General features: G+C 40.1%; 17 protein-coding genes. 11 read left to right on the forward strand and 6 right to left on the reverse strand.

Annotated features, from left to right (window positions below):
• Nucleotides 1-124: 124 nt before the first annotated feature.
• The gene (locus MSP8886_RS04210) at nucleotides 125-646 is read left to right on the forward strand and encodes a GNAT family N-acetyltransferase (protein ID WP_217491114.1); all 522 of its coding nucleotides are present in this window, start codon (nucleotides 125-127) and stop codon (nucleotides 644-646) included.
• Nucleotides 647-712: 66 nt separating this feature from the next.
• Here MSP8886_RS04210 and MSP8886_RS04215 read toward each other — a convergent pair whose 3' ends face one another.
• From MSP8886_RS04215 to MSP8886_RS04230, 4 genes are all read right to left on the reverse strand, one after another.
• Entirely contained in the window at nucleotides 713-1,318 is a 606-nt protein-coding gene (locus tag MSP8886_RS04215; protein ID WP_067013099.1) for a hypothetical protein, read from the reverse strand.
• 34 nt (nucleotides 1,319-1,352) lie between these two features.
• Nucleotides 1,353-2,894, reverse strand: coding sequence for a polyphosphate:AMP phosphotransferase (gene pap / locus MSP8886_RS04220; protein WP_067013101.1), 1,542 nt, complete (start codon nucleotides 2,892-2,894; stop codon nucleotides 1,353-1,355).
• Nucleotides 2,895-3,115: 221 nt separating this feature from the next.
• Nucleotides 3,116-4,708 carry a bifunctional protein tyrosine phosphatase family protein/NAD(P)/FAD-dependent oxidoreductase gene (locus MSP8886_RS04225; protein WP_067013103.1) on the reverse strand — a complete coding sequence of 531 codons (1,593 nt, stop codon included), beginning with the start codon at nucleotides 4,706-4,708 and terminating at the stop codon, nucleotides 3,116-3,118.
• An 81-nt stretch (nucleotides 4,709-4,789) separates the two neighbouring features.
• A complete protein-coding gene (locus MSP8886_RS04230) occupies nucleotides 4,790-5,671 on the reverse strand; it encodes an MBL fold metallo-hydrolase (protein WP_067013105.1) in 882 nt (293 codons plus the stop codon).
• A 228-nt stretch (nucleotides 5,672-5,899) separates the two neighbouring features.
• On the opposite strand from MSP8886_RS04230, the gene MSP8886_RS04235 reads away from it, so the two are divergent.
• The 7 genes from MSP8886_RS04235 to MSP8886_RS04265 all read left to right on the forward strand — a co-directional run bounded on the left by MSP8886_RS04235 (nucleotide 5,900) and on the right by MSP8886_RS04265 (nucleotide 13,470).
• The gene (locus MSP8886_RS04235; RefSeq protein ID WP_067013107.1) at nucleotides 5,900-7,243 is read left to right on the forward strand and encodes a sigma-54 interaction domain-containing protein; all 1,344 of its coding nucleotides are present in this window, start codon (nucleotides 5,900-5,902) and stop codon (nucleotides 7,241-7,243) included.
• Between the two features lie 489 nt (nucleotides 7,244-7,732).
• Entirely contained in the window at nucleotides 7,733-8,203 is a 471-nt protein-coding gene (locus MSP8886_RS04240) for a hypothetical protein (protein WP_067013109.1), read from the forward strand.
• Nucleotides 8,204-8,256: 53 nt separating this feature from the next.
• The gene (locus tag MSP8886_RS04245; RefSeq protein ID WP_067013111.1) at nucleotides 8,257-8,733 is read left to right on the forward strand and encodes a hypothetical protein; all 477 of its coding nucleotides are present in this window, start codon (nucleotides 8,257-8,259) and stop codon (nucleotides 8,731-8,733) included.
• A 59-nt stretch (nucleotides 8,734-8,792) separates the two neighbouring features.
• On the forward strand, nucleotides 8,793-9,491 hold the full coding sequence (locus MSP8886_RS04250) for a fimbrial biogenesis chaperone (RefSeq protein ID WP_067013113.1): 699 nt from the start codon (nucleotides 8,793-8,795) through the stop codon (nucleotides 9,489-9,491).
• The gene (locus MSP8886_RS04255; RefSeq protein ID WP_067013115.1) at nucleotides 9,491-10,213 is read left to right on the forward strand and encodes a hypothetical protein; all 723 of its coding nucleotides are present in this window, start codon (nucleotides 9,491-9,493) and stop codon (nucleotides 10,211-10,213) included. Before MSP8886_RS04250 ends, MSP8886_RS04255 begins: the two co-directional genes overlap by 1 nt.
• A gap of 1 nt (nucleotide 10,214) precedes the next feature.
• Entirely contained in the window at nucleotides 10,215-12,626 is a 2,412-nt protein-coding gene (locus MSP8886_RS04260; RefSeq protein ID WP_067014420.1) for a fimbria/pilus outer membrane usher protein, read from the forward strand.
• Nucleotides 12,616-13,470, forward strand: coding sequence for a hypothetical protein (locus tag MSP8886_RS04265; protein WP_067013117.1), 855 nt, complete (start codon nucleotides 12,616-12,618; stop codon nucleotides 13,468-13,470). Before MSP8886_RS04260 ends, MSP8886_RS04265 begins: the two co-directional genes overlap by 11 nt.
• Here the strand turns inward: MSP8886_RS04265 and MSP8886_RS04270 are convergent.
• Both MSP8886_RS04270 and MSP8886_RS04275 read right to left on the reverse strand, forming a co-directional pair.
• The gene (locus MSP8886_RS04270; protein WP_067013119.1) at nucleotides 13,460-14,056 is read right to left on the reverse strand and encodes a LuxR C-terminal-related transcriptional regulator; all 597 of its coding nucleotides are present in this window, start codon (nucleotides 14,054-14,056) and stop codon (nucleotides 13,460-13,462) included. The genes MSP8886_RS04265 and MSP8886_RS04270 overlap by 11 nt on opposite strands.
• Nucleotides 14,057-14,514: 458 nt before the next feature.
• On the reverse strand, nucleotides 14,515-15,309 hold the full coding sequence (locus tag MSP8886_RS04275; protein WP_067013121.1) for a BUD32 family EKC/KEOPS complex subunit: 795 nt from the start codon (nucleotides 15,307-15,309) through the stop codon (nucleotides 14,515-14,517).
• Nucleotides 15,310-15,735: 426 nt separating this feature from the next.
• Here MSP8886_RS04275 and MSP8886_RS04280 point away from each other — a divergent pair, with 426 nt between their 5' ends.
• The 3 genes from MSP8886_RS04280 to MSP8886_RS04290 all read left to right on the forward strand — a co-directional run bounded on the left by MSP8886_RS04280 (nucleotide 15,736) and on the right by MSP8886_RS04290 (nucleotide 19,634).
• Nucleotides 15,736-17,514, forward strand: coding sequence for an ABC transporter substrate-binding protein (locus MSP8886_RS04280; protein WP_067013123.1), 1,779 nt, complete (start codon nucleotides 15,736-15,738; stop codon nucleotides 17,512-17,514).
• A gap of 94 nt (nucleotides 17,515-17,608) precedes the next feature.
• Nucleotides 17,609-18,550 carry an ABC transporter permease gene (locus tag MSP8886_RS04285; protein ID WP_281197665.1) on the forward strand — a complete coding sequence of 314 codons (942 nt, stop codon included), beginning with the start codon at nucleotides 17,609-17,611 and terminating at the stop codon, nucleotides 18,548-18,550.
• Nucleotides 18,551-18,560: 10 nt separating this feature from the next.
• A complete protein-coding gene (locus MSP8886_RS04290) occupies nucleotides 18,561-19,634 on the forward strand; it encodes an ABC transporter permease (RefSeq protein WP_067013127.1) in 1,074 nt (357 codons plus the stop codon).
• Nucleotides 19,635-19,638: the final 4 nt, after the last annotated feature.

Below are 19,638 nucleotides of genomic sequence, written 5' to 3' on the forward strand. Positions count from 1 at the left end.
AAACATATAACTTATATCTTACAAATGTCTGTTGGTTCTTTAGCTTGGTGTTGGGATAAATCCCTACCTACGGTCGAGATCTGTTTTTGGATATTATTCGCCAACTCAATGGCTTAGAGGATAAATGAGTATGATTGTGTATCGTCAAGCGGCAGTGGCTGAGCTTTCAGCGCTGAAAACATTACTCTGGGACCAAGGTCCTAATGAGTGGAATTATTTGACTGAGGAGGGCGTTGAGGCGGAATTCAAATTGATTGAAGAGGGCTCGGCGATAGCGATGGTGGCGGAGGATGCTGATAATAAGCAAATCATTGGTTTTGCTGTGTTAATTGATGGATCCGTTAGCCCTGCTTATTTGGCCCAGTATTTTGATCTCCATTCGCTTTGTTTTATCGGTGATGTGGTGGTGTCTCAGGTCTATTCTGGTCAGGATATTGCGACCAAGTTGCTTGAACTTTGCCTTGAACAGGCGAAAAAGAAACCAGTGCAAGTGGTATTGATTGAGCGACATGAAGAGAACCTAGCCTCGGCGGGAATGATGAGGAAAGCTGGTTTTCAAGTGATTGATACTTTCTATGACCCCGAAAAGCGTTCATCAGGTTCAAGAAAAACTGCTATTTTAGCGTACAAAATAGCCTCTGTTTAGCCGTTAGATACTGTCTATAATTATCCTTAGAAGATGGTATCTAACGCCCTATGAGAGAAGAGGGGACTAGCCTGTGAGGATGAAAACTACTCCTGCTGAGTAAAATACAATAGGGTATATCCAGCTAGGAGGACGCTCGCGTAGATGCTTTAGTACCACCGTAAGAATTACCCCCATAATCATGTATAAGGGCACAACTTGGATAGATGTGTAGTGCCTCATATCGTCGGGTAAATAATAGAAATAGAAGGTCTGATAAAACAGTAAGAAAAAGCCATTGGCGAGGATTTCCAGAATTGGACCATCTAGGCCGGACGCTAGGCCCATCAGCCAATAGGGGCGTAATTGCCATTTTTTGTACGTCAATACATGGTGTAGGCAGTATTGGTAAAAGCCGTATACTGGCCAAATTATGAAGTTTAGTGCCGATGTGTAACCATCGTGGATAGGCCAAACATGATACTGCCAGAGTGGTTTACCCATCACTAGGTAATACAGCTGACCAAGACCCACCTCACAAACAATCGCAACGAGGAAAGCAACGGCCATGGATAGGAGCAGTTGGTATACATCAATACGTACCCATTGTTTGACGAGCAATGAGCTGAGTAGGTAAAAAATAGTCACCCCAATCAGGGATCCTGAGATGCCCTGTTGTATCAGTTCACCCATTTGTGTTGGGCTCCTTTTTTATTAATACGCTGCATTATTTTGTTTCTTTTAGCCTGCTTTCCAGTTGGTCGCACAATGCTTCTAAGACCGCGATGCGAGCATAGTGTTTATTGTTGGCGGCGATCAATGTCCACGGTGCATAGTCTGTGCTGGTATGAACAACCATATCGTTAACGGCAGTTTCATAGGCCTGCCAGTGGTTGCGGTTACGCCAGTCTTCAGCCGTGATTTTATGTTGCTTGTAGGGAATGTTTTCACGGGCTTCAAAGCGCTTTAATTGCTCTTCTTGATCGATATGCAGCCAGAATTTTAGCAGCAAACTACCATGATGGATAATTTGTTCTTCAAAGTTATTAATTTCTGTGTAGGCACGTCGCCATTCATTTTCAGTGGCGAAGCCTTCTACGCGTTCTACCAACACACGTCCATACCAACTGCGATCATAAATGGTGTGTTTACCTGAGGCGGGTATGTGTCGCCAGAAACGCCATAAGTAATGGTGAGCCTTTTCTTCATCCGTGGGAGCGGCAATAGAGATAACTCTAGCAATACGGGCATCCACTGCTTGCATAATGCGTCGAATAGCACCGCCTTTGCCCGCCGCATCCCATCCTTCGAATACCAGAATAAAACTGATGCCTTTATGATAAGCCTGCCAGCTAAGTCGGGTCAGTTTTTCTTGTAGTTTAGCCAGATGTTTACCGTTGTCATTGGGCTCTTCTGACGGCGGTTGCTGAAGTTGGCTTAAGATCGTGGGTTCGGTTATCGGCTCATCGTGAGTTTTTTGAGTGGCGTCTTTTGAATCTTCCTCAGAAAAAGTTTTAGTAGCTTGTAATTGGGCACTTTTCTTGGTGTCGGCTTTAGGTCGAGTTGCTAGGTGGTTTTCCGCTGTTTCGATAATGTGCTTAACGACTGCTATATCTCGATAGTAATTGTCTTCAGATTCAATGACATACCAAGGAGAGATGGCTTGATCGGTTAGCCGAATGGCTCTTTCTGCTGCGTGAATATAACGTGGGTAATGGGTCAGAATTTGAAAATCTGCCTGGGAACTTTTCCAGCCTTCTTTCTGGGCGGCTTTGAGTTCTTTTAGGCGTTGCTTTTGTGTTGATTGAGAGGAGTGTAGCCAGAACTTGAGGATTAAGGCACCGTCTCTGGCCAATGTGGTTTCTAGCGCTAGGATGCGCTGCATGTGCGTGTCAAAGGCCGCTTTCTTCTGTTTCTTTATCGCCCGTTTGATGAGCTCACCACTGTACCAAGAACCAAAAAATAAACCGATGCGGCCACGGGCTGGGAAGTTTCGCCAATAACGCCAAAAGCGTGGTCGGCTGGCTTCCGCCTCGGTTTTGGCGCCAAAGCCGTTTACCTCTAATCCACGGGTATCAAACCATTGATTGAGCAGGTTGATAACATCGCCTTTATCTTTGTTGTTAACGCCCTCGAGTAGAATATAGACGGGAACGTTGGCTTGTTGCAGCTCGAATTGGGTAAGCAATAGTTTTTCACGAAGAATGGGCTCTTGCTCTTTATAGTCGTGCTTACTGATAGATCGTCCTAACTCGGCTGCTTCAAACATGGATGACTCACTTATTCAGATCGTGAAATGGCTTTACTCCGAAGAGTAGCATAGGACATGACAACAGTGACAATGATTAGTCGCAGGCTGAGTGAATGAGCTGACAATCATCAGCATCGTCGACGGAGAAGGGGTCTTTATAGCTGGATCACTTGTGATTGCTTGTCGTTTTGTAGGCAAGAGCGTGGTTCAACAGCGTTCTTGCCTACCGTTAGGTTCACCTATTCTTTCACTTCAGGTTTAACGAACCATTCATAGCCTTTTAGCATGCCATGCCAATAGAAGGGCGGTAAGATCTCTTCTTTTAATAGCCAAGCAAAATAAGTGGGTTTGGTGCCATCATTGATCCATTTTGGAAAGGTAGGTAAAAGCTTTCCGCCATAACCAAATTCCGCTAAGACGATTTTGCCACGTTCAACGGTGAGTGGACAGGAGCCATAACCGTCGTAAATGGCTTTAATCGGACGGTTTTGTAACGCATCGGCAATATTTTGGGCGACGACTGGAGCCTGTTTACGAGCGGCAGCCATGGTTTTGGCGTTAGGCGTGTTGGATACATCGCCCAGTGACCAGATGTTGCTAAATCGAGTATGTTGTAAGGTTTCCTTATCGACTTCGACCCAGCCAGCCTCATCGGCAAGGGGACTATTGCGAATAAAGTCGGGTGCACATTGCGGCGGACAAACGTGCAGCATATCAAATTGGGTTTCAATGATCGTGGGCTCGCCGTTTTTGTCTTTTGCCGCGAAATACGCCCGTTTGTTTGGACCATCGACTTTCACCAAGTTGTGACTGTATTGAGTGTTGACTTGGTATTTTTTAAGATAGCTTTCAAGGGCGGGTACATAGGCTGGTACGCCAAAAATCACGCCGCCAGCATTATAAAAAGACGTTTTGATGTTCTTGTGACTGCCGTTTTTTAGCCAATGATCGCACGACAAATACATGGCTTTTTGTGGCGCACCAGCGCATTTTATGGGCATAGGAGGCTGGGTAAATACAGCATTTCCGTTTTTTAAGTTTTTTACCAACTCCCAAGTATAAGGGGCCAAGTCATAGCGATAATTGGAGGTAACGCCATTCTTTCCAAGAGTCTCAGATAATCCTTCAATGGCCTCCCAGTTGAGTTTAATGCCAGCAGCAACTACTAAAAAGCGGTAACTGACTTGTTGGCCATTATCCAGTACTAGCTTATTCTCGTTGGGTAAAAAAGTACTGACGGACTGTTGAATCCAAGTACTATTGCGGGGGATGACATGAGCCATTTTTCGGTGAGTTTTGGCTGCTTTGAATACGCCGCCGCCAACGAGGGTCCACCCCGGTTGGTAGTAATGGCTGTTGGCAGGGTCAATCAGGCAGAGTTTGATGTTGGATTGACGTTTTAGCAAGCTCGCAGCGGTTGCTAAGCCTGCGGATCCTGCGCCGACAATAACAACATCGTATTGCGGGGAGGGTGATGCGGAGGCAGCCGCTTGGGGTTGAATGGTCGGTTCTTGGCTAGCTTGCCAGATTTGCGTTGAACGATTACCTGTCCGGCAGTATGCGTGAACGTTCAGTGTCCCTTTGAGCGCTTGTTTGAATGCCCCAACGTCCTCTGGTTGCATTTGGCCTCCAGAAAAAGGGATGTGTATCGCCGAGATATGATTGGCTTTGGCCTGTTCGGCCACTTTGGCAAAATTAAGTTGCCCTTCCTCCTCGTTGTCAGGTCGATTACAGATGATCAGTGTGACGCCTGATTTTGCTAAGGTATCGACGTCGTCTAAACTGATTTGTTCAGACACGGAATAGTGGTCTGTGATGGCTTTGCGCAACATGCTCTTCTCTCTTTTTTGTCGTTATATGTATGTTTGCTGCTCTTTGGTGAGTCTATGATTCTCGTGCTCTATGTTGATGTTTTATGTAAAGGCGTTTAGTGGGATTTTTAAGTAAGACAAACCATTTTCTTCTGAATTAGGAAGGTGGCCGGCTCTCATATTCACTTGCAGCGATGGTAAAATAAGACGTGGCATAGCTAGGGTTTTATCTCTGCCTTCCCGTAACTGAACAAAAGTGGCTTTGTTAATGTCTTGTTTGACATGGATATTATGTGCTCGCTGAGTTTTGATATCCGTTTGATATTCGAGTTCACGTCCATTTGGACAATAGTCATGGCACATATAAATTCGATAGTCTTCAGGTAAGGCGAGGATTTTTTGAATGGAGTCATACAGGGTACCAGCATCGCCCCCAGGGAAATCGGCTCTAGCTGTTCCTGCATCAGGCATAAATAAGGTATCCCCAACGAAAACGGCATTACCTAGCACATGGGTAAAGCATGCCGGTGTATGGCCGGGTGTATGCATGGCGGTACATGGCATCGTTCCGATGGTAAATTGTTCGCCATCTTTGAATAAATGATCAAATTGAGAGCCGTCGTGTTTAAACTCCTGACCTTCGTTAAAGACTTTAGCAAAGGTGTCTTGCACAGTACGAATTTGTTCACCGATACCAATTTTTCCACCAAGTTTCTCTTTAATATAGGGGGCGGCGGAAAGATGATCTGCATGGACATGAGTCTCAATTAACCATTCTACGGTCAGTTTATGCGCCGTGACATACTCAATTATGTCGTCAGCGCTTTTATAAAAAGTGCTGCCAGAGGCATAATCGAAATTCATGACACTATCGACAATCGCACAGTTTGACGATTCAGGGTCCTTTACCACATAAGAAAATGTGCTGGTATCTTTTTCAAAAAAAGCCGCTACTTCGGGTTTCATTACCGTGTTAGTTGTCATCTTGCACCTCTCCGATTGATTGTTGGTCAAATAGCATGCTGATTTGGCCGATTTATCTTGTTAAGATTTGTAGAGCAGAAAGCATGCCAATGTCTTTTGGTTTCTTAAGTCTTTGAAAAGAAGGGATTTTTATTTTTTGCAGGTCAGTTCTATCGAAATTCAATTGACCAACATCATATCTCTTGTCATATTTGTCTTAACTTTTGACAAAAATGGCGAGGCTTGTGTATGGATATCATTGCGTCTGATTCACCGTCTCTTGAAGGACTTACGAGCATGCTCGAGGGGTACGATTGCCCAGCGATTCTGGTGTCGGTGGATTATCAAATTCTCGCGATCAATCAGTATTATCGAGAAGAGTTTGGTGAGGTTCTATTGCAAGCCAAACCGCGTTGTTTTGAGGTATCCCATGGTTATAACGTCCCCTGTGATGTGGCTGGAGAAGATTGCCCGCTTGCGGCAACTCTAGACTCTGGTCGTAAAGAACGAGTTCTGCATATTCACCAAACCCCAAGAGGCAAGGAACATGTGGATGTAGAAATGGTTCCAATCCATGATAGCCAGGGTAAGCTGTTATTTTTCGTTGAGTTACTGCGCGCTGTTGCTATAGCCAGTGCTGAAACTGGCAGTAAAACGCTAGTGGGATCTAGTAAGCCTTTTAATCTCATGTTAGAAAAAGTGACCCGAGTCAGCCAGAGCGATGCGTCTGTATTGCTGCTAGGGGAGTCGGGAAGTGGTAAAGAGTTAGTGGCACATGCTATCCATCAAGGCAGTGACAGAGCGAAGAATTCGCTTGTCACCTTAGAATGTGCTGGCTTAACCGACTCTTTGTTTGAAAGTGAATTGTTTGGTCATGTGAAAGGCGCCTACACAGGGGCATATAGCAATCGCACGGGATTAGTGGAGTTAGCGAACGGTGGAACGCTATTCTTGGATGAAATTGGCGACGTCCCCCTTTCGATGCAAGTCAAACTGCTACGTTTAATTGAGACAGGTTCGTTCCGGCCTGTTGGTTCCTCCAGTGCCAAGCATACGAGCTTTAGATTGATCTGTGCGACCCATAAAAACCTCGCTCAAATGGTAAAAGATGGCGTGTTTCGTCAAGACTTATACTATCGAATTAATGTCTTCCCTATTTATGTTCCATCATTACGTGAACGACGCGACGATCTTGCTTTGCTAATTAGCACATTATTAAAGCGTATTAGTCCTCGTAAGGAATATCATCTTACGGATTCTGCGTTTCATGTATTAAAGCAATATGACTTTCCTGGCAATATTCGCGAGTTAAGTAACATTCTCAACCGTGCCACCATATTGACGGATACGAATGTCATTGAACGCAGTACGATAGAGGAGTGCCTGATTATTGATCAGGAACTTAATCAACAGATTGCAGCTCAGCCTACAGAGTGTGTCAACGTAAATGACACAAAGAGAGAGTGGGTGGACTTAAAAACAGCAGAGTACCTATATTTGTCTGACTTACTGTCCTTTTATAATCATGACAAAGTGAAAGTAGCCGAAGTGGCTGGTATTAGTCTGCGTTCTCTCTATAGGAAGCTCCAATAGCCAATTAATTGGATTAATATGCTTCTTTCTCTAGCTTGTTTACCGGATGACGTTTTTGGTGGCAATAAACGCTAATCTCATCTCTTATCATACTGTTTTCCTCCTTAAAGATAATCAATCTGTCATCAAAAAGCAATTAATTGTATAGAAACAATAAATTACGTTTAATTTTATATCTTTGTTTAATTTCACTTTATCCTATTGTTTGCTTTTAACTAAACATTTAAATTTATTTGTTTAGCCTTTTTATTTTAAATAAATTATTTCTGCATTACTAAGTCTCTGAATTTGTTTGGTTTTATTTTTGTAAGATTTGTCTTTTTTTATGTTTTTAGTGATTTTGTCTTTTTTGTTTAGGGGATAGGAAATAACTTAATAAAAGATTCTTACCTGATCATAGATTGATAAACAAATAGAAACGTACTAAACGGATTTTTTTTATTTAAGATCCAGTTGTGTTTGCAAGACGACCCAAAGGAAATGGTAGTGATGAGAATACGAATTGGGTTATTAGTATGTTTCTATGCTTTAACAGCATATGGCAGTGACAATGTAAGCTTGAGTCTAGCTGGCTATATTCCAGCAAAATGTAGTATTACAGCCGTCAATAATAACTTAATACTTTCTTCAACTGGCCTTGCAAGCACGGATCTAATAATTGACTGTAATTCACCTATGCGAGTATCGATGCAATCATTAAATGGTGGCTTGCGCCATCAGCAAAGTACTCAAGTAAAAAATTATAGCGTGACGTTTTCAATTATTGGAAGCAAATACAGAATGTCTGTATCTGCTAATAATTTGAAAACAAGAAAGTTTTTTAACGTTGATAATATTTTATTTAAACGCACAGGAAAATTGCAGCTCAAAATTTTGGATCCGTTAATTTATGCGGGAAACTATCAGGATGTTTTACGCATAGAAATGACTCCATCTGTTGTATCTGGTGGCGTCTGGTAAAGGTTAATTTTAGACATAATCATTCTAGCCATATTAATGAAGGAATATCGAAAATGAAAAAGTTAATCATACTCTCAGCAATTGCAACATTATCTTCAGGTGCCGTATTCGCAGAAAACGTTTCAGTAAGTGGTACCGTCCCTTCGATTTGTGAAGTGAAAACCGCGAATACATCTGTATTATTTACCACCCTAGCAAAAGATCAAGTCAGCAACGTTGACTTTACGGTTAAATGTAATGATCCAGATGGCGCAACCGTATCGCTTACTTCATCAGAAGGTCATATGCAAACAGTAGATGGCCAAGATGGAACGGGTATTGGTTATAAAGCGGAATTAAAGGCTAATCCATATGACTTTACTTTGACTGCATTGAGTGGCTCCAATGATCAGGTTGCCTCTCAAAGTCAAGCTGGTTCTTCAGCTTTAGCCGCTGGCATTTCTGGAAAAATTAAATTAACGGTTCTACAGGATGCAATTTACTCTGGTAACTATACAGATCAGCTAATGCTATCCATTACAGCGAATTAAAAATCTAATAAAAAAGGCAGTTTTATACTGCCTTTTTTTTCATCTTAGGAAATATTATTATGCGATACGTTATCTTTTTTATTTATACTATTTTTTCCTACTCAGCCTATGCCTTTCAGGTAAAACCGATGGTTTTTGAAGTTCAACCAACAGGTAGCCAATCGCAACAAACCATGCGTGTATTAAATGACTCTAATGTTCCTCTCACCATTGAAATATCAGCCTATAATTTATTGATAGGTAAGAGCGGAACTGAAACATTAAAGCCTAATGAAGATGATTTTTTAATTATTCCTTTGACCACTATTATCCCACCAGGAAAAAGTCAATCCGTCATTATTCGCTACATAGGAGATCCTTTGTTGTCAGCTTCTAAGGCGTACCGTATTGCGATAAACCAGGTAGTTGTTGATTTAGGATCATTGAATAAGTCAGGTGTCGGTATGGCTGTTAGCTTTAAAACATTACTGAATGTTGTGCCAAAAGAGGCTGAAGCTAAGTTAGTGATCAAAGGTAAGCAACAGTCAGCTCGCGATTCTTGGAATGTGATGCTTGAAAATAAAGGTAATAAATATATCCGGCTGTCAAAATCAAAATGGATTATAAAAAATAAAGATAAAAAAATGGTGCTCGATGGTGAATCTCTGAATAAAGCTCTAACAGGTAAACTATTGCTTCCAAATTCAAATTGTGAAGTGACGATAAAAGTTCCATCACAATTTAATGCTGACAATAGTGAATTAGAAGTGGTTCTATAATGTATAAATTAGCGAGATCGTTCATTTTGTTTTTGATGATTTCTATTTTTCCAGTTTTTGCAATAGAAATAACACCAATGGTGGTAACGCTCTCTCCTGAAAAAACAGCTCCTTTTAGCATTATATATAACGATCTTCCTAGAGATATTGCATTTGACATTCAAGTTTATGAAGTGAAATTTGATAAAGCAGGTATTTATAAACCAGCACTGATACCGTTAAATAATTCTCCTCTATGGGTTTTTCCACCATCTTTATTTTTAGAATCAGGACAACATCAAAAAATTCAATTTAGATGGCTTGGTGACAAGTTTCCTGCTATGGATAAAACGTATCAAGTTAGTTTGATAGAAGAAGGTATCAACAGCATCAGTATAGCTGAAAGTTCAAAGTTGCGAATATTGATGAATTTAAATTTGATCATTCACATTGATCAAGAAGCACTAAAACCAGATTTAGTAATCGGTAAACCTTATATAGAGAAAGGGTATCTGATTACTAGGGTCATCAATAGAGGAGCCGGAGCAGCAAGGTTAAGCGATTATAATATTAAAATAAAGAAAAAAAATATTAAGGTAGGAGAGTATTATAAGAACCAATTAAAAGAGAGAGGTTATGATGTGTTTTTCCCTCCCTATTGCTCTGTGTTGATTAAGTTACCAATACCAAAGTCGGTAAAAAAAGATGGTTTATATGGTTTTCATATTGATCTGGTTGGGTGATATGAATATTTTACTGTATTTTTTTTTAATATTTTTCTCTATTTCAGTGTTTGCAAAGATAAATCCAACAAAAAATAGGATTGAACTGAGTGTTGAGGCTATGGTCAACAAAAATCCAATAGGGAAAATAGAGTTAATCGTGGAACCTAATGATAAACTCTTGTTTAAATGGCGTGAGATGAAGCCTATTTTTTCAAAAATTTTATATCAGAATTATATTTACATTCTCTCAAGCAAGCAAAAAAAAGGTTTGATATCAGAAGTCGAGTTTAAACAAATCAATATTAAGGTAGATTTTGACCTGAATGATTTTACTCTTAATCTATCCATCCCAGTAGGAATAATTCGACCACAAAGTATCAGTTTGAAGTCAGATCCTAGAGTGTTAAAACCCGCAGATCCTGCTTCATTAAGTGGCTATATGAATTTATATTCGAGTTATTTGTATCAAAATAGTCAATCTGATCATGTCGTTAATGAGCAAGTGGCAGTTCGCTCTGAGATGGTTATCAATATGAATAGATGGGTGCTGGAAAACGATGAGGAATACTATCCAACAGATGAGGCCAATGATCCTAGTATTAAACGTACTGGAACGAGATTAATTCATGATTTTCCTTCTAACGGTACAAGGGTTACATTGGGAGATAAGTATACATCGGGAAGCTATTTTCAGTCTACTTCTCGTATGTTAGGTTTATCAATTGCTCATAATTACTCGTTAGTATCTGATAGGGTTCTTAGACCGAGCGCATCAAGGAGTTTTACGTTAAAAACCCCTTCTTCAGTCGAAGTAATGGTTGATGATCAAGTAGTCTCTCGCCTAAATCTTTCCTCTGGTGTTTACTCTCTAGATGATATTCCTTTAAATGAAGGAAATAATAATATTACGCTAAAAATAACGGATGCTGCAGGAAAAGTTAGTTACATCAAGTTTGATGTGACAACAGGGCTGAACTTATTAGCACAAAATGAATTGAAATATGAGTTGTTTCTAGGTATTCCATCTGAACTCAATAATAGGTTGGAATATTTCTACGATCAGCCATTGATAAGTTCATATCTTAATTATGGTATTTCAACAAACTGGAGTGTGGGTGCTAATTTTCAGGCTGATAAATATATAAAACAAATAGGCTTTAAACATGTTTTTGCTTCTGAAATAGGTTTGTTTGCCTTCGAAGATGCACTTAGTATGAGTGATCAAGAGAAAGGGAGAGCTTATCGGTTAGTGTATAGTACGTTTACTGATAATAGTATAAAGCATAAAGCGTTTAGCTTCGCTTACGAACATGCTTCCAAAGGCTTTCAATCTCTTGGATACAGGCCGAATTTGAGTGATGAATATAGGTTTAAAGAACATACTTTTCAAGTAAATTATAGCTTTTTTAATACACCTACCTTCCAGACATCTTTATTTGCTAATGCTTTTCGATCTTATGATCAAAATCAATTTGATAAAAATTTTGGGGTGAATTTCTCTCAGGATCTTTTAAATGGCCAATGGCGTTATAATATAGGTGGTCAATGGGAGCAAACAAATGGAGAAAATGGATGGAGAGTTAATCTGTCTTTGACCTATAGAATTGCTACAGCGAAGCGACTAAGGTCATTATATCAATCAAAAAGAAGTCGAACACGTTTAGAATATACACAAAATAGCAGCCGTCGATATGTGGGAGCATTTAATGTTCGAGCAGGTGTAGAGAAAAATCAACAAGATAAAGCCATGCTTGATTTGAACACTCAATATACAGGAAATCGATTTTTAACTAGTTTCGATCATGCTAGTTATTATCAACAGCTTAGTGCTCAATCGTCACGTCATCAAAGCCGTCTTAGTTTTTCTTCAAGTATTGCATTTGCTCAAAATGATTGGTCGGTTGGCAGGCCCATCTATGATAGCTTTGCTTTAGTCAAAGCACATTCTTCTTTAAAAAATAAAAAGATTGTCTTAGGCCGTTCAAACGGTAAATACAAAGCCAGTAATGAAGATTTCGATACCATTTTATTAAATGATGTTAGTTCATATGACCATTCTAGTGTGACTGTCGATGTTGATGATATTGCTCCAGGGTATGATATAGGAGCTGGGATTATCTCTTTCTATCCTCCTTATCGAAGTGGCTATAATATTGTGATAGGTAGTGCCGCTAATATTACTGTTATTGCCACCGTATTAGATAATAAAAAAACTCCTTTCTCTTTGCAAGTAGGAACAGCTGTTTGTACCACTGATAAGAAAAAGAAAGAATATATTTTCTTTACCAATAGAAAAGGGAAATTCGCCTTAACTGGACTAATGCCATGTAAGTATCAGGTCAAATTAAAAAATTCTGATGACACCTCTTTTATTATTAATGTAGAAAAAGGTGAGCAGTTACAAAGAAAAGGAGTGATTTATGTACACTAAAGAGATAAATAAGTTCTCTATTTTGATATTGTTTTTGCTTTTTTCACAAACTATTTATGCTGAATGTAATGCTAAATTTGGTGATGTGAAGCATCTTTATGATGATTTTGAGAGCTACGATTCGCAGCAGCATAGTGATGCGAGAAAGCGACTTGGAATTACTGTTATAAACTCCAATGATTGTCATCCGTTGCATATCATTCTTACAACTGAGAACCAGTCGCAGTTAAAAGGTCAATATCAGATAGTACCTTATCAAATAAGAAGCAATATACAGCAAATTGTTAGTTCATCAATGACGCGGTTAAACCTTATCAATTCCTATTCAGAAATAGAGCTTTTTATCCGAAGTGGCACACCCATTAAGGCTGGAGTGTATTCAGATCGATTAAAATTAAAACTCTATAATGAGAATAATCAATTGTTAGATAATCAAGAATTTGAGATAGAAGAAACAATATTACCAAAAACAAGTCTTTCAATGTTAGGGTATAATAGTTCAATTGGTGAAATTAATTTAGGAGAACTTGTTTCTGGAAAAGAATATAATATGCTGCCAACCCTTAAAGTAGTGACAAATTCAAATATTGAAATGCGTATCATATCAGAGAATCATGGTAGATTAGTTCATAATACTTATAAAAATAAATATGCTATCAATTACTTTTTATATTTAGATGGAGAATGGATGGATTTACATCAAGATAAAAGGAGAGTGTTCTCTTATCAAGATAAAAACACTTTTTTACTAAAACTTAGCGTCCGTTTAGCTAACTTTACGAGACAAGCTGCAGGTGAGTATAGCGACACAATTCGTTTTCAGATAAGCCCTCTTAATTATTAAGTTTATTTAGATTTTTCTTACACCAGAGTCGTGCTTGATTTTTATTTTTTACCTCAATTTTTTGATAAATCTTATGTAAGTGAACTCGTACTGTTGCTTCAGAAATGAATAAACTATCAGCAATAGCGCTACATTCTAAGCCTGAGTAAAGTAAATTTAACACTTTAACTTCTTTGCGTGTTAAATTACTAGAACGTAATGTAGTTTGCTGTTCATTCTCAAGTAGCTGTCGCATCCAACCATCAGTAACTGACCTAGGAAACCAAAGTTCTCCTTTTTCAATTGCTTTAAAGCCTTGTTCAAATAGTGATTCTTCTGCATCGTCGAAAAAAATCCCTTTCAGCTTTGGCCATTCTTTAAGGCTTAATGTATCACTTTTTTTAGGAACATCAAAAATGACCAGCCCTTTTTGCCCATTTTCCTCCATAAATCTATTCATCAATTCATAATTAGTAATAACATTAAGCGAATGATAACTGACAAGAAGCAAATTATAGTCACTAGCCACATAAAGAAGAGGGGGATTTCTTGAAAATTTAAATAGATTGGTATGTCTATTACTTTTTTGTATATTTTCAATATCCATATCCTACACCTTTGATTATTTTTTGCACAAAATTTACTATACTATTTTTTTATTTCTATATCAACATAAGGCTTTTTGGGCATGAATATATTTTAGCTATTGCTTAATTAATAAAATTTATTGTTCTTGCTTCTTTAAGGTGTTTTGGGATTAATATGTGTTAGTAGTAGGGGGGTATTTTATCCTGTGAAATTGATGTTTTATTGATTTTGTAACTTAAAGGTGTGATTGGAAGAGATGTTAAACCTTTACTCTGGCGTTAGATTTTTATTAAACGTATTTTTTGTGTTTGTTCGGTTTGTTTTTTTATTATGTTTTTTTGTCAGCTAACACAATAAACTATTATAAAAAGTGTGTTTTTTAGCTGTTTATAAATGAATAGGTGGGAAGGGGAATTTGAAAGCAGGAATCTAATGTCACTTAGGAAAAGTTGTTTCCTGCTTCCTTGGTCAATAGAGTTAGAGTGTTGTTAAAAACAGCAGTAAGCTGTAGGTACTAGCGATATCTCGGCTAAGCTTTTTGTTGTGTTTATCAAGCCACGCAAGTATTTTCATCAAAGGTCTCGCTCTATCCGCAACGTATTGAAGCTTTTTTTTGATCTCATGTTTGCCGGTTATGCTTAAATAACTGTCGATCACATGCTGAAAGGTTTCGTGGTCGCTGTATGGACTAATCGACATCAAGAAAAGAAAAACGTCTCGATATTGAATATCAAGCAACGCTTGGTGCTCGGCGAAGCTTTCTTCAAAGTCAATTGCTGACACTACGCCTTGTTGATCGATTGTGTAATTTTTTATCTGGGCTCCAGCATGATAATGGCCTGCATTATGGATACTGGCTAGCACATTGAGTGCCTTTAAAATGATGTCAGTTCGTTCCGCTTGGCTCAATGCTGTTTTTTTTAAATAGCGACGCAGATCGGTACCCGTATCAGACAGATAGAGAAAGTGTTCAGTTTGTTCCAAAACGGTGGCAACAGGCAGCCCAAGAGAGGCAAGTGTCTGTAACTTTGTTGACTCAAATACCAGGCTCTCTTGCGGTGTTTTACTCTGAACAGGCATTAGAAGTGTTAACTTGGTGACACGAGCTATCAACCGATGAAATAGACGCGAGTGTGTTGCCTCAGGGCTTTTAACCCAAACAGACTGACCTTGGTGTTTGATCTTTTCTATTTTTTGACCTTTTTTGAAGCTTTTATAGATCAGTGAGTCGTCAAAAATAGTCGTATAGTTCTCGTTTGCTTTAATCTGCATGGTATGACTCTTGGTTTAAGTTCCCTGTCTGTTCATAGAGCCCGTAGTAGACAATGGGCTGTCTAAAAGTATAAAAAGTACCCAAAATGGGGTAGATAGTGTGATGTTATGTAACAATATTTTAACATTCGGTATTGAGTGAGTAAGGGGACAATGTGTATTTAATGAATAAACAAAAATAAAATTTTCACTTTTTTTTTATTTTTATTGGGGTGAGTCTGAGATTCCCCGGAGCCTTTGGTTTTGTGCTGGTTTTAAAAGACTGGTTGGTTTTTTCTTGACCGAATGGCCAAGTTCTTTGTAACTATAGGCCGGTATTGTGAAAAAAATGGTAAACTATTGGTTTTATTGGCTTGTTTTTTGCCTACTTTTTGTTACAAATTTCACTTTTTTTACTTTTGCCTATGTAAACGAGGAATGTTCATAATGAGAAAAATAGTACAAGTCGTCCTTATGGCAACTCTTACCATGAGTTCGTCTATGGCGTTGGCGGTGTCTCCAAAAGAGACGTTAAATATAGCTCTTCAAGCTGGGGCGACAGGCTTCGATCCTGCTAAGATATCGGATTTCTATTCTCTTCAAGTAGTTGAGAATATTTATGACCCTTTGATGACCTACGACTACTTAGCCAGACCTTATAAGTTGATACCTAATACCATTGAAGCGATGCCGACCATTACCAATGGCGGTAAGACTTATACTTTTAAGATCAAACCTGGAATTTATTTCGCTCCTGATTCTGCCTTTAAAGGGAAAAAGCGTGAGTTGGTAGCTGCTGACTATGTTTACTCCTTTAAGCGTATGCTGGATAAAACCATCAACTCCCCACAAAGCTACCTAGTCGAAGGTCAGTTTGTTGGAATGGATAAATTAGAGAAGGCGGCGGGTAATGGCCCCTTGAATTACGATACCCAGATCGAGGGAATCAAAGCATTAGACAAATACACACTGCAAATCAATCTCACCCATGTGAACTATAATTTTGACACTATCTTAGCCATGCCTTCTTTTGGTGCGGTCGCGCGGGAAGTGATTGAAGCCAATAAAGCCAATACCAACGCTCACCCTGTGGGGACGGGCCCATATGAGCTGAAAGAGTGGAAGCCGGGTAGTAAAATTGAGTTAGTGGCAAACCCCAATTTCCGCAAAGAGGTATTCAACTTTAAAGGGAATCCAAAAGATCCTGTTTCGATGAAAGTCGCCAAAGAAATGCATGGCAAAATCATTCCGCAAGTGAAGCAGGTGAACATCAATATTATTCTTGAAGAGCAGCCCACTTGGTTGGCATTTTTGAATAATCAACTGGATGTTGTGAAGATTCCACAGCCTGCGTTAAGAGACGCCTTGGTAATGAATCCGAAGAATCCAACCGATGTAAAATTAGCTCCAAAATATGCCGATAAAGGCTTTCATTTACAGCCGGTAAAACAATTAGAAACTACTTTTTACTTCTTTAATATGGACGATCCTGAAGTAGGCGGCTATACCCCGCGAAAAATCGCCTTGCGTCGTGCGATAGCCATGGCCTTCCCTCGTAATGAAACTATTGCTCGTATTCGCCGTGGGCAAGCAGTACCCGTGGAATATGCGATTCCAGAAGGAGTGGCGGGTTATAATCCAAACTTTAAAATGGGCGTTCACTTTAACCCAGCCAAAGCTAATGCGTTGTTAGATGCGGCGGGCTATAAAATCGGCCCTGATGGCTACCGTACCCAACCAAATGGTTCTCCTTTGTCGGTGCAACTGGCGACGGGCTCTACGGCGATTGATCGCCAATGGAATGAATACTGGCAACAGGCCTTTGACTCCCTGAAAATTAAATTGACGTTTAAAGTCGGTCGTTGGAGTGAACTGGCCAAAGCGAACCGTGAAGGTAAACTGCAAATGTGGGGCATGTCATGGTCGGCAGATTATCCAGACGGCCAAAACTTTATGCAGATGTTCTATGGTCCAAATAAGGGCGATGCCAACTTCTCGGGTTTTAACTTACCTGCTTACAATAAAGACTATGAAGAGACACTGAAACTACCAAATGGTGAAAAACGTCAGAAGCTATATGATAAGATGAATCGTATGCTAGCTCAGTATCAACCCTATATTTTCGATGATACGCGTATTTGGAATTATCTGGCTCACCCTGATGTTTATGGCTTTAAGCCTAATCCTCTGACGACTTACTGGCGTTATATTGAAATTAAAAAGTAATCATTTCCTTTGATGTACTAGGTGCTGTAATGCTTTTTATGGAGCGTGTTTCATATAAAGCATTGTGGCATACGCTTATGTTTCTTTAGGAGTGATGATGCTTTCTTATATTGTACGCCGTCTGTGGCAAATGATCCCTACTTTACTGGGGGTCATGTTGCTACTTTTTACCCTCTATACTTTGGTGGGTGGCGATCCATCCTATATTTTGGCAGGCAAGAGCCTGAGTGCCGAGACCATCGCGAGTATCCGGACTCAACTTGGCTTGGATAAAAGCTTACCTGAGCAGTTCCTGATTTTTGTGAAGCAAGTGCTGACGATGAATTTTGGGACATCTTGGTCTACCCAACAGCCTGTGTCAGAGATTATCCGTACTCGTATTGGTCCATCTGTGATGCTGTTGCTGACTTGGCAGCTCTGTTCTTTATTTTTCTCTTTGTTGTTTGCCGCCTCTGTTGCCTATTACAAAGGCAGTATTTACGACAGAGCTGTGACCATTATTTCTACTGTGGCCATGTCGATCAGTATTTTGGTCTATATCATCGCGGGCCAGTATTTCCTTGCTTATAAAATGCAGTGGTTTCCCGTGTATGGCTGGGGGAATGGTTTTTGGCAAAACTTTTTGCTGTATATTCCGCTGCCATTAATCATCGGTGTCGCAGTAAGCGTGGCGCCGGACACGCGTTTTTACCGTAGTTGTTTTATTGAAGAAATGAACCAGGATTACGTTCGTACGGCCCGAGCTAAGGGGTTGTCTGAGCGCAAAGTCATGTTAAAACATGTGATGCGTAATGCGTTGATACCAATCGTCACCGGTGTAATGTCTTCCTTACCTTATATGATTACCGGCTCGGTCTTAATGGAGCGTTTTTTTGGTATTCCAGGGTTGGGTAACGAGATTTTAAAAGCGGTCAATTCCAGTGATTTCCCCGTCATCAAAGCCATCACCATTTACTTGGTGATTGCCATCATGGTGTTTAATTTGCTGGCCGATCTACTTTATAAGTGGATCGATCCACGTGTGAAACTGAATTAAGGGGAAGATAATGAATCAAGATAGCAATCTCACTCTTGATCAAGAGAAGGTTGAGACGCAAGTGCCTGCCCAAAGCTTGTCTTCTCTTGCGTGGAAGCGTTTAAAACGAGACAAAGTCGGTATGATCAGCTTGCTGATTGTCTGTTTTTATTTACTACTTTGTGCCGCAGGCTGGATGGGGCTGGTTGGGGAAAATTGGCGTGCAGATGTGGCCGTTCCGAATGCGCCACCGACCTTTGCGACTTGGGAGCCTCGAGGTACTCAGGTAAATGCAGTGGCCGCTACCAGTAGCAGCGCAGACCAAGTGGATGATGATAATTCGGCAGCGGCACCTGATCCGCTGGCGGCTTTGATGGCGCAAGCCGACAAGCACGAAAGTCAATATGCAAGCAAAACAACGACACTAAAAGATACACTGATTTTAGGCGCCGATGGACAAGGACGAGATGTGTTGCAAAAAGCCATTAAAGGCACCTCGGTTTCTGTTTCAGTTGCCTTACTCGGGGCATTTTGTGCCATTGTTATTGGTACCATTTTAGGTGCCATTGCTGGGTATTTTGGTAAGTGGGTGGATGATGTGCTGATGTGGTTTTATAGCATCTTTACGTCGGTGCCCGACATGCTGTTATTGCTGTCTTTTGCGGCGGTGCTATCCCGCGGTATTAGTACTTTGGTTCTTATATTTGCTTTGACATCGTGGACTTATGTGTTCCGTTTAATGAGAGCGGAATTTATGAAGCACAAAGAACGAGACTATATCAAAGCGGCAGACGCTATTGGTGCGGGGCAAACTCGCAAAATGTTTCGTCACATTTTACCCAATGTGAGTCATATCTTGTTGGTGCAATTTTCGATTCTTACCGTGGGGATGATTAAGTCGGAAGTAGTGTTGTCATTTTTGGGCTTTGGAGTGGGCATTAAGCAAACCAGTTGGGGAGCGATGTTAGCGGAAGTACCCGCCGAGCTGATCCAAGGTTATTGGTGGCAAATGCTGACGGTTACCGTGTTTATGTCGGTGCTAGTCACCGCCTTTAGTTTGTTGACCGACAGTCTTCGTGATGCTCTAGACCCCAAAGTGAGTTAGTAGG

Origin of the sequence: Marinomonas spartinae (genome assembly GCF_900089775.1) — a bacterium.
Taxonomy (GTDB): Bacteria; Pseudomonadota; Gammaproteobacteria; order Pseudomonadales; family Marinomonadaceae; genus Marinomonas; species Marinomonas spartinae.

Excerpts from the sequence above, each read along its gene's own strand:
- MSP8886_RS04235 (WP_067013107.1), top strand. The coding sequence starts at position 5,900 with ATGGATATCATTGCGTCTGATTCACCGTCTCTTGAAGGACTTACGAGC.
- MSP8886_RS04265 (WP_067013117.1), top strand. The coding sequence starts at position 12,616 with ATGTACACTAAAGAGATAAATAAGTTCTCTATTTTGATATTGTTTTTG.
- pap (WP_067013101.1), bottom strand. The coding sequence starts at position 2,894 with ATGTTTGAAGCAGCCGAGTTAGGACGATCTATCAGTAAGCACGACTAT.
- MSP8886_RS04280 (WP_067013123.1), top strand. The coding sequence starts at position 15,736 with ATGAGAAAAATAGTACAAGTCGTCCTTATGGCAACTCTTACCATGAGT.
- MSP8886_RS04230 (WP_067013105.1), bottom strand. The coding sequence starts at position 5,671 with ATGACAACTAACACGGTAATGAAACCCGAAGTAGCGGCTTTTTTTGAA.
- MSP8886_RS04260 (WP_067014420.1), top strand. The coding sequence starts at position 10,215 with ATGAATATTTTACTGTATTTTTTTTTAATATTTTTCTCTATTTCAGTG.
- MSP8886_RS04270 (WP_067013119.1), bottom strand. The coding sequence starts at position 14,056 with ATGGATATTGAAAATATACAAAAAAGTAATAGACATACCAATCTATTT.
- MSP8886_RS04215 (WP_067013099.1), bottom strand. The coding sequence starts at position 1,318 with ATGGGTGAACTGATACAACAGGGCATCTCAGGATCCCTGATTGGGGTG.
- MSP8886_RS04290 (WP_067013127.1), top strand. The coding sequence starts at position 18,561 with ATGAATCAAGATAGCAATCTCACTCTTGATCAAGAGAAGGTTGAGACG.
- MSP8886_RS04275 (WP_067013121.1), bottom strand. The coding sequence starts at position 15,309 with ATGCAGATTAAAGCAAACGAGAACTATACGACTATTTTTGACGACTCA.
- MSP8886_RS04210 (WP_217491114.1), top strand. The coding sequence starts at position 125 with ATGAGTATGATTGTGTATCGTCAAGCGGCAGTGGCTGAGCTTTCAGCG.
- MSP8886_RS04255 (WP_067013115.1), top strand. The coding sequence starts at position 9,491 with ATGTATAAATTAGCGAGATCGTTCATTTTGTTTTTGATGATTTCTATT.
- MSP8886_RS04250 (WP_067013113.1), top strand. The coding sequence starts at position 8,793 with ATGCGATACGTTATCTTTTTTATTTATACTATTTTTTCCTACTCAGCC.
- MSP8886_RS04245 (WP_067013111.1), top strand. The coding sequence starts at position 8,257 with ATGAAAAAGTTAATCATACTCTCAGCAATTGCAACATTATCTTCAGGT.
- MSP8886_RS04225 (WP_067013103.1), bottom strand. The coding sequence starts at position 4,708 with ATGTTGCGCAAAGCCATCACAGACCACTATTCCGTGTCTGAACAAATC.
- MSP8886_RS04285 (WP_281197665.1), top strand. The coding sequence starts at position 17,609 with ATGATGCTTTCTTATATTGTACGCCGTCTGTGGCAAATGATCCCTACT.
- MSP8886_RS04240 (WP_067013109.1), top strand. The coding sequence starts at position 7,733 with ATGAGAATACGAATTGGGTTATTAGTATGTTTCTATGCTTTAACAGCA.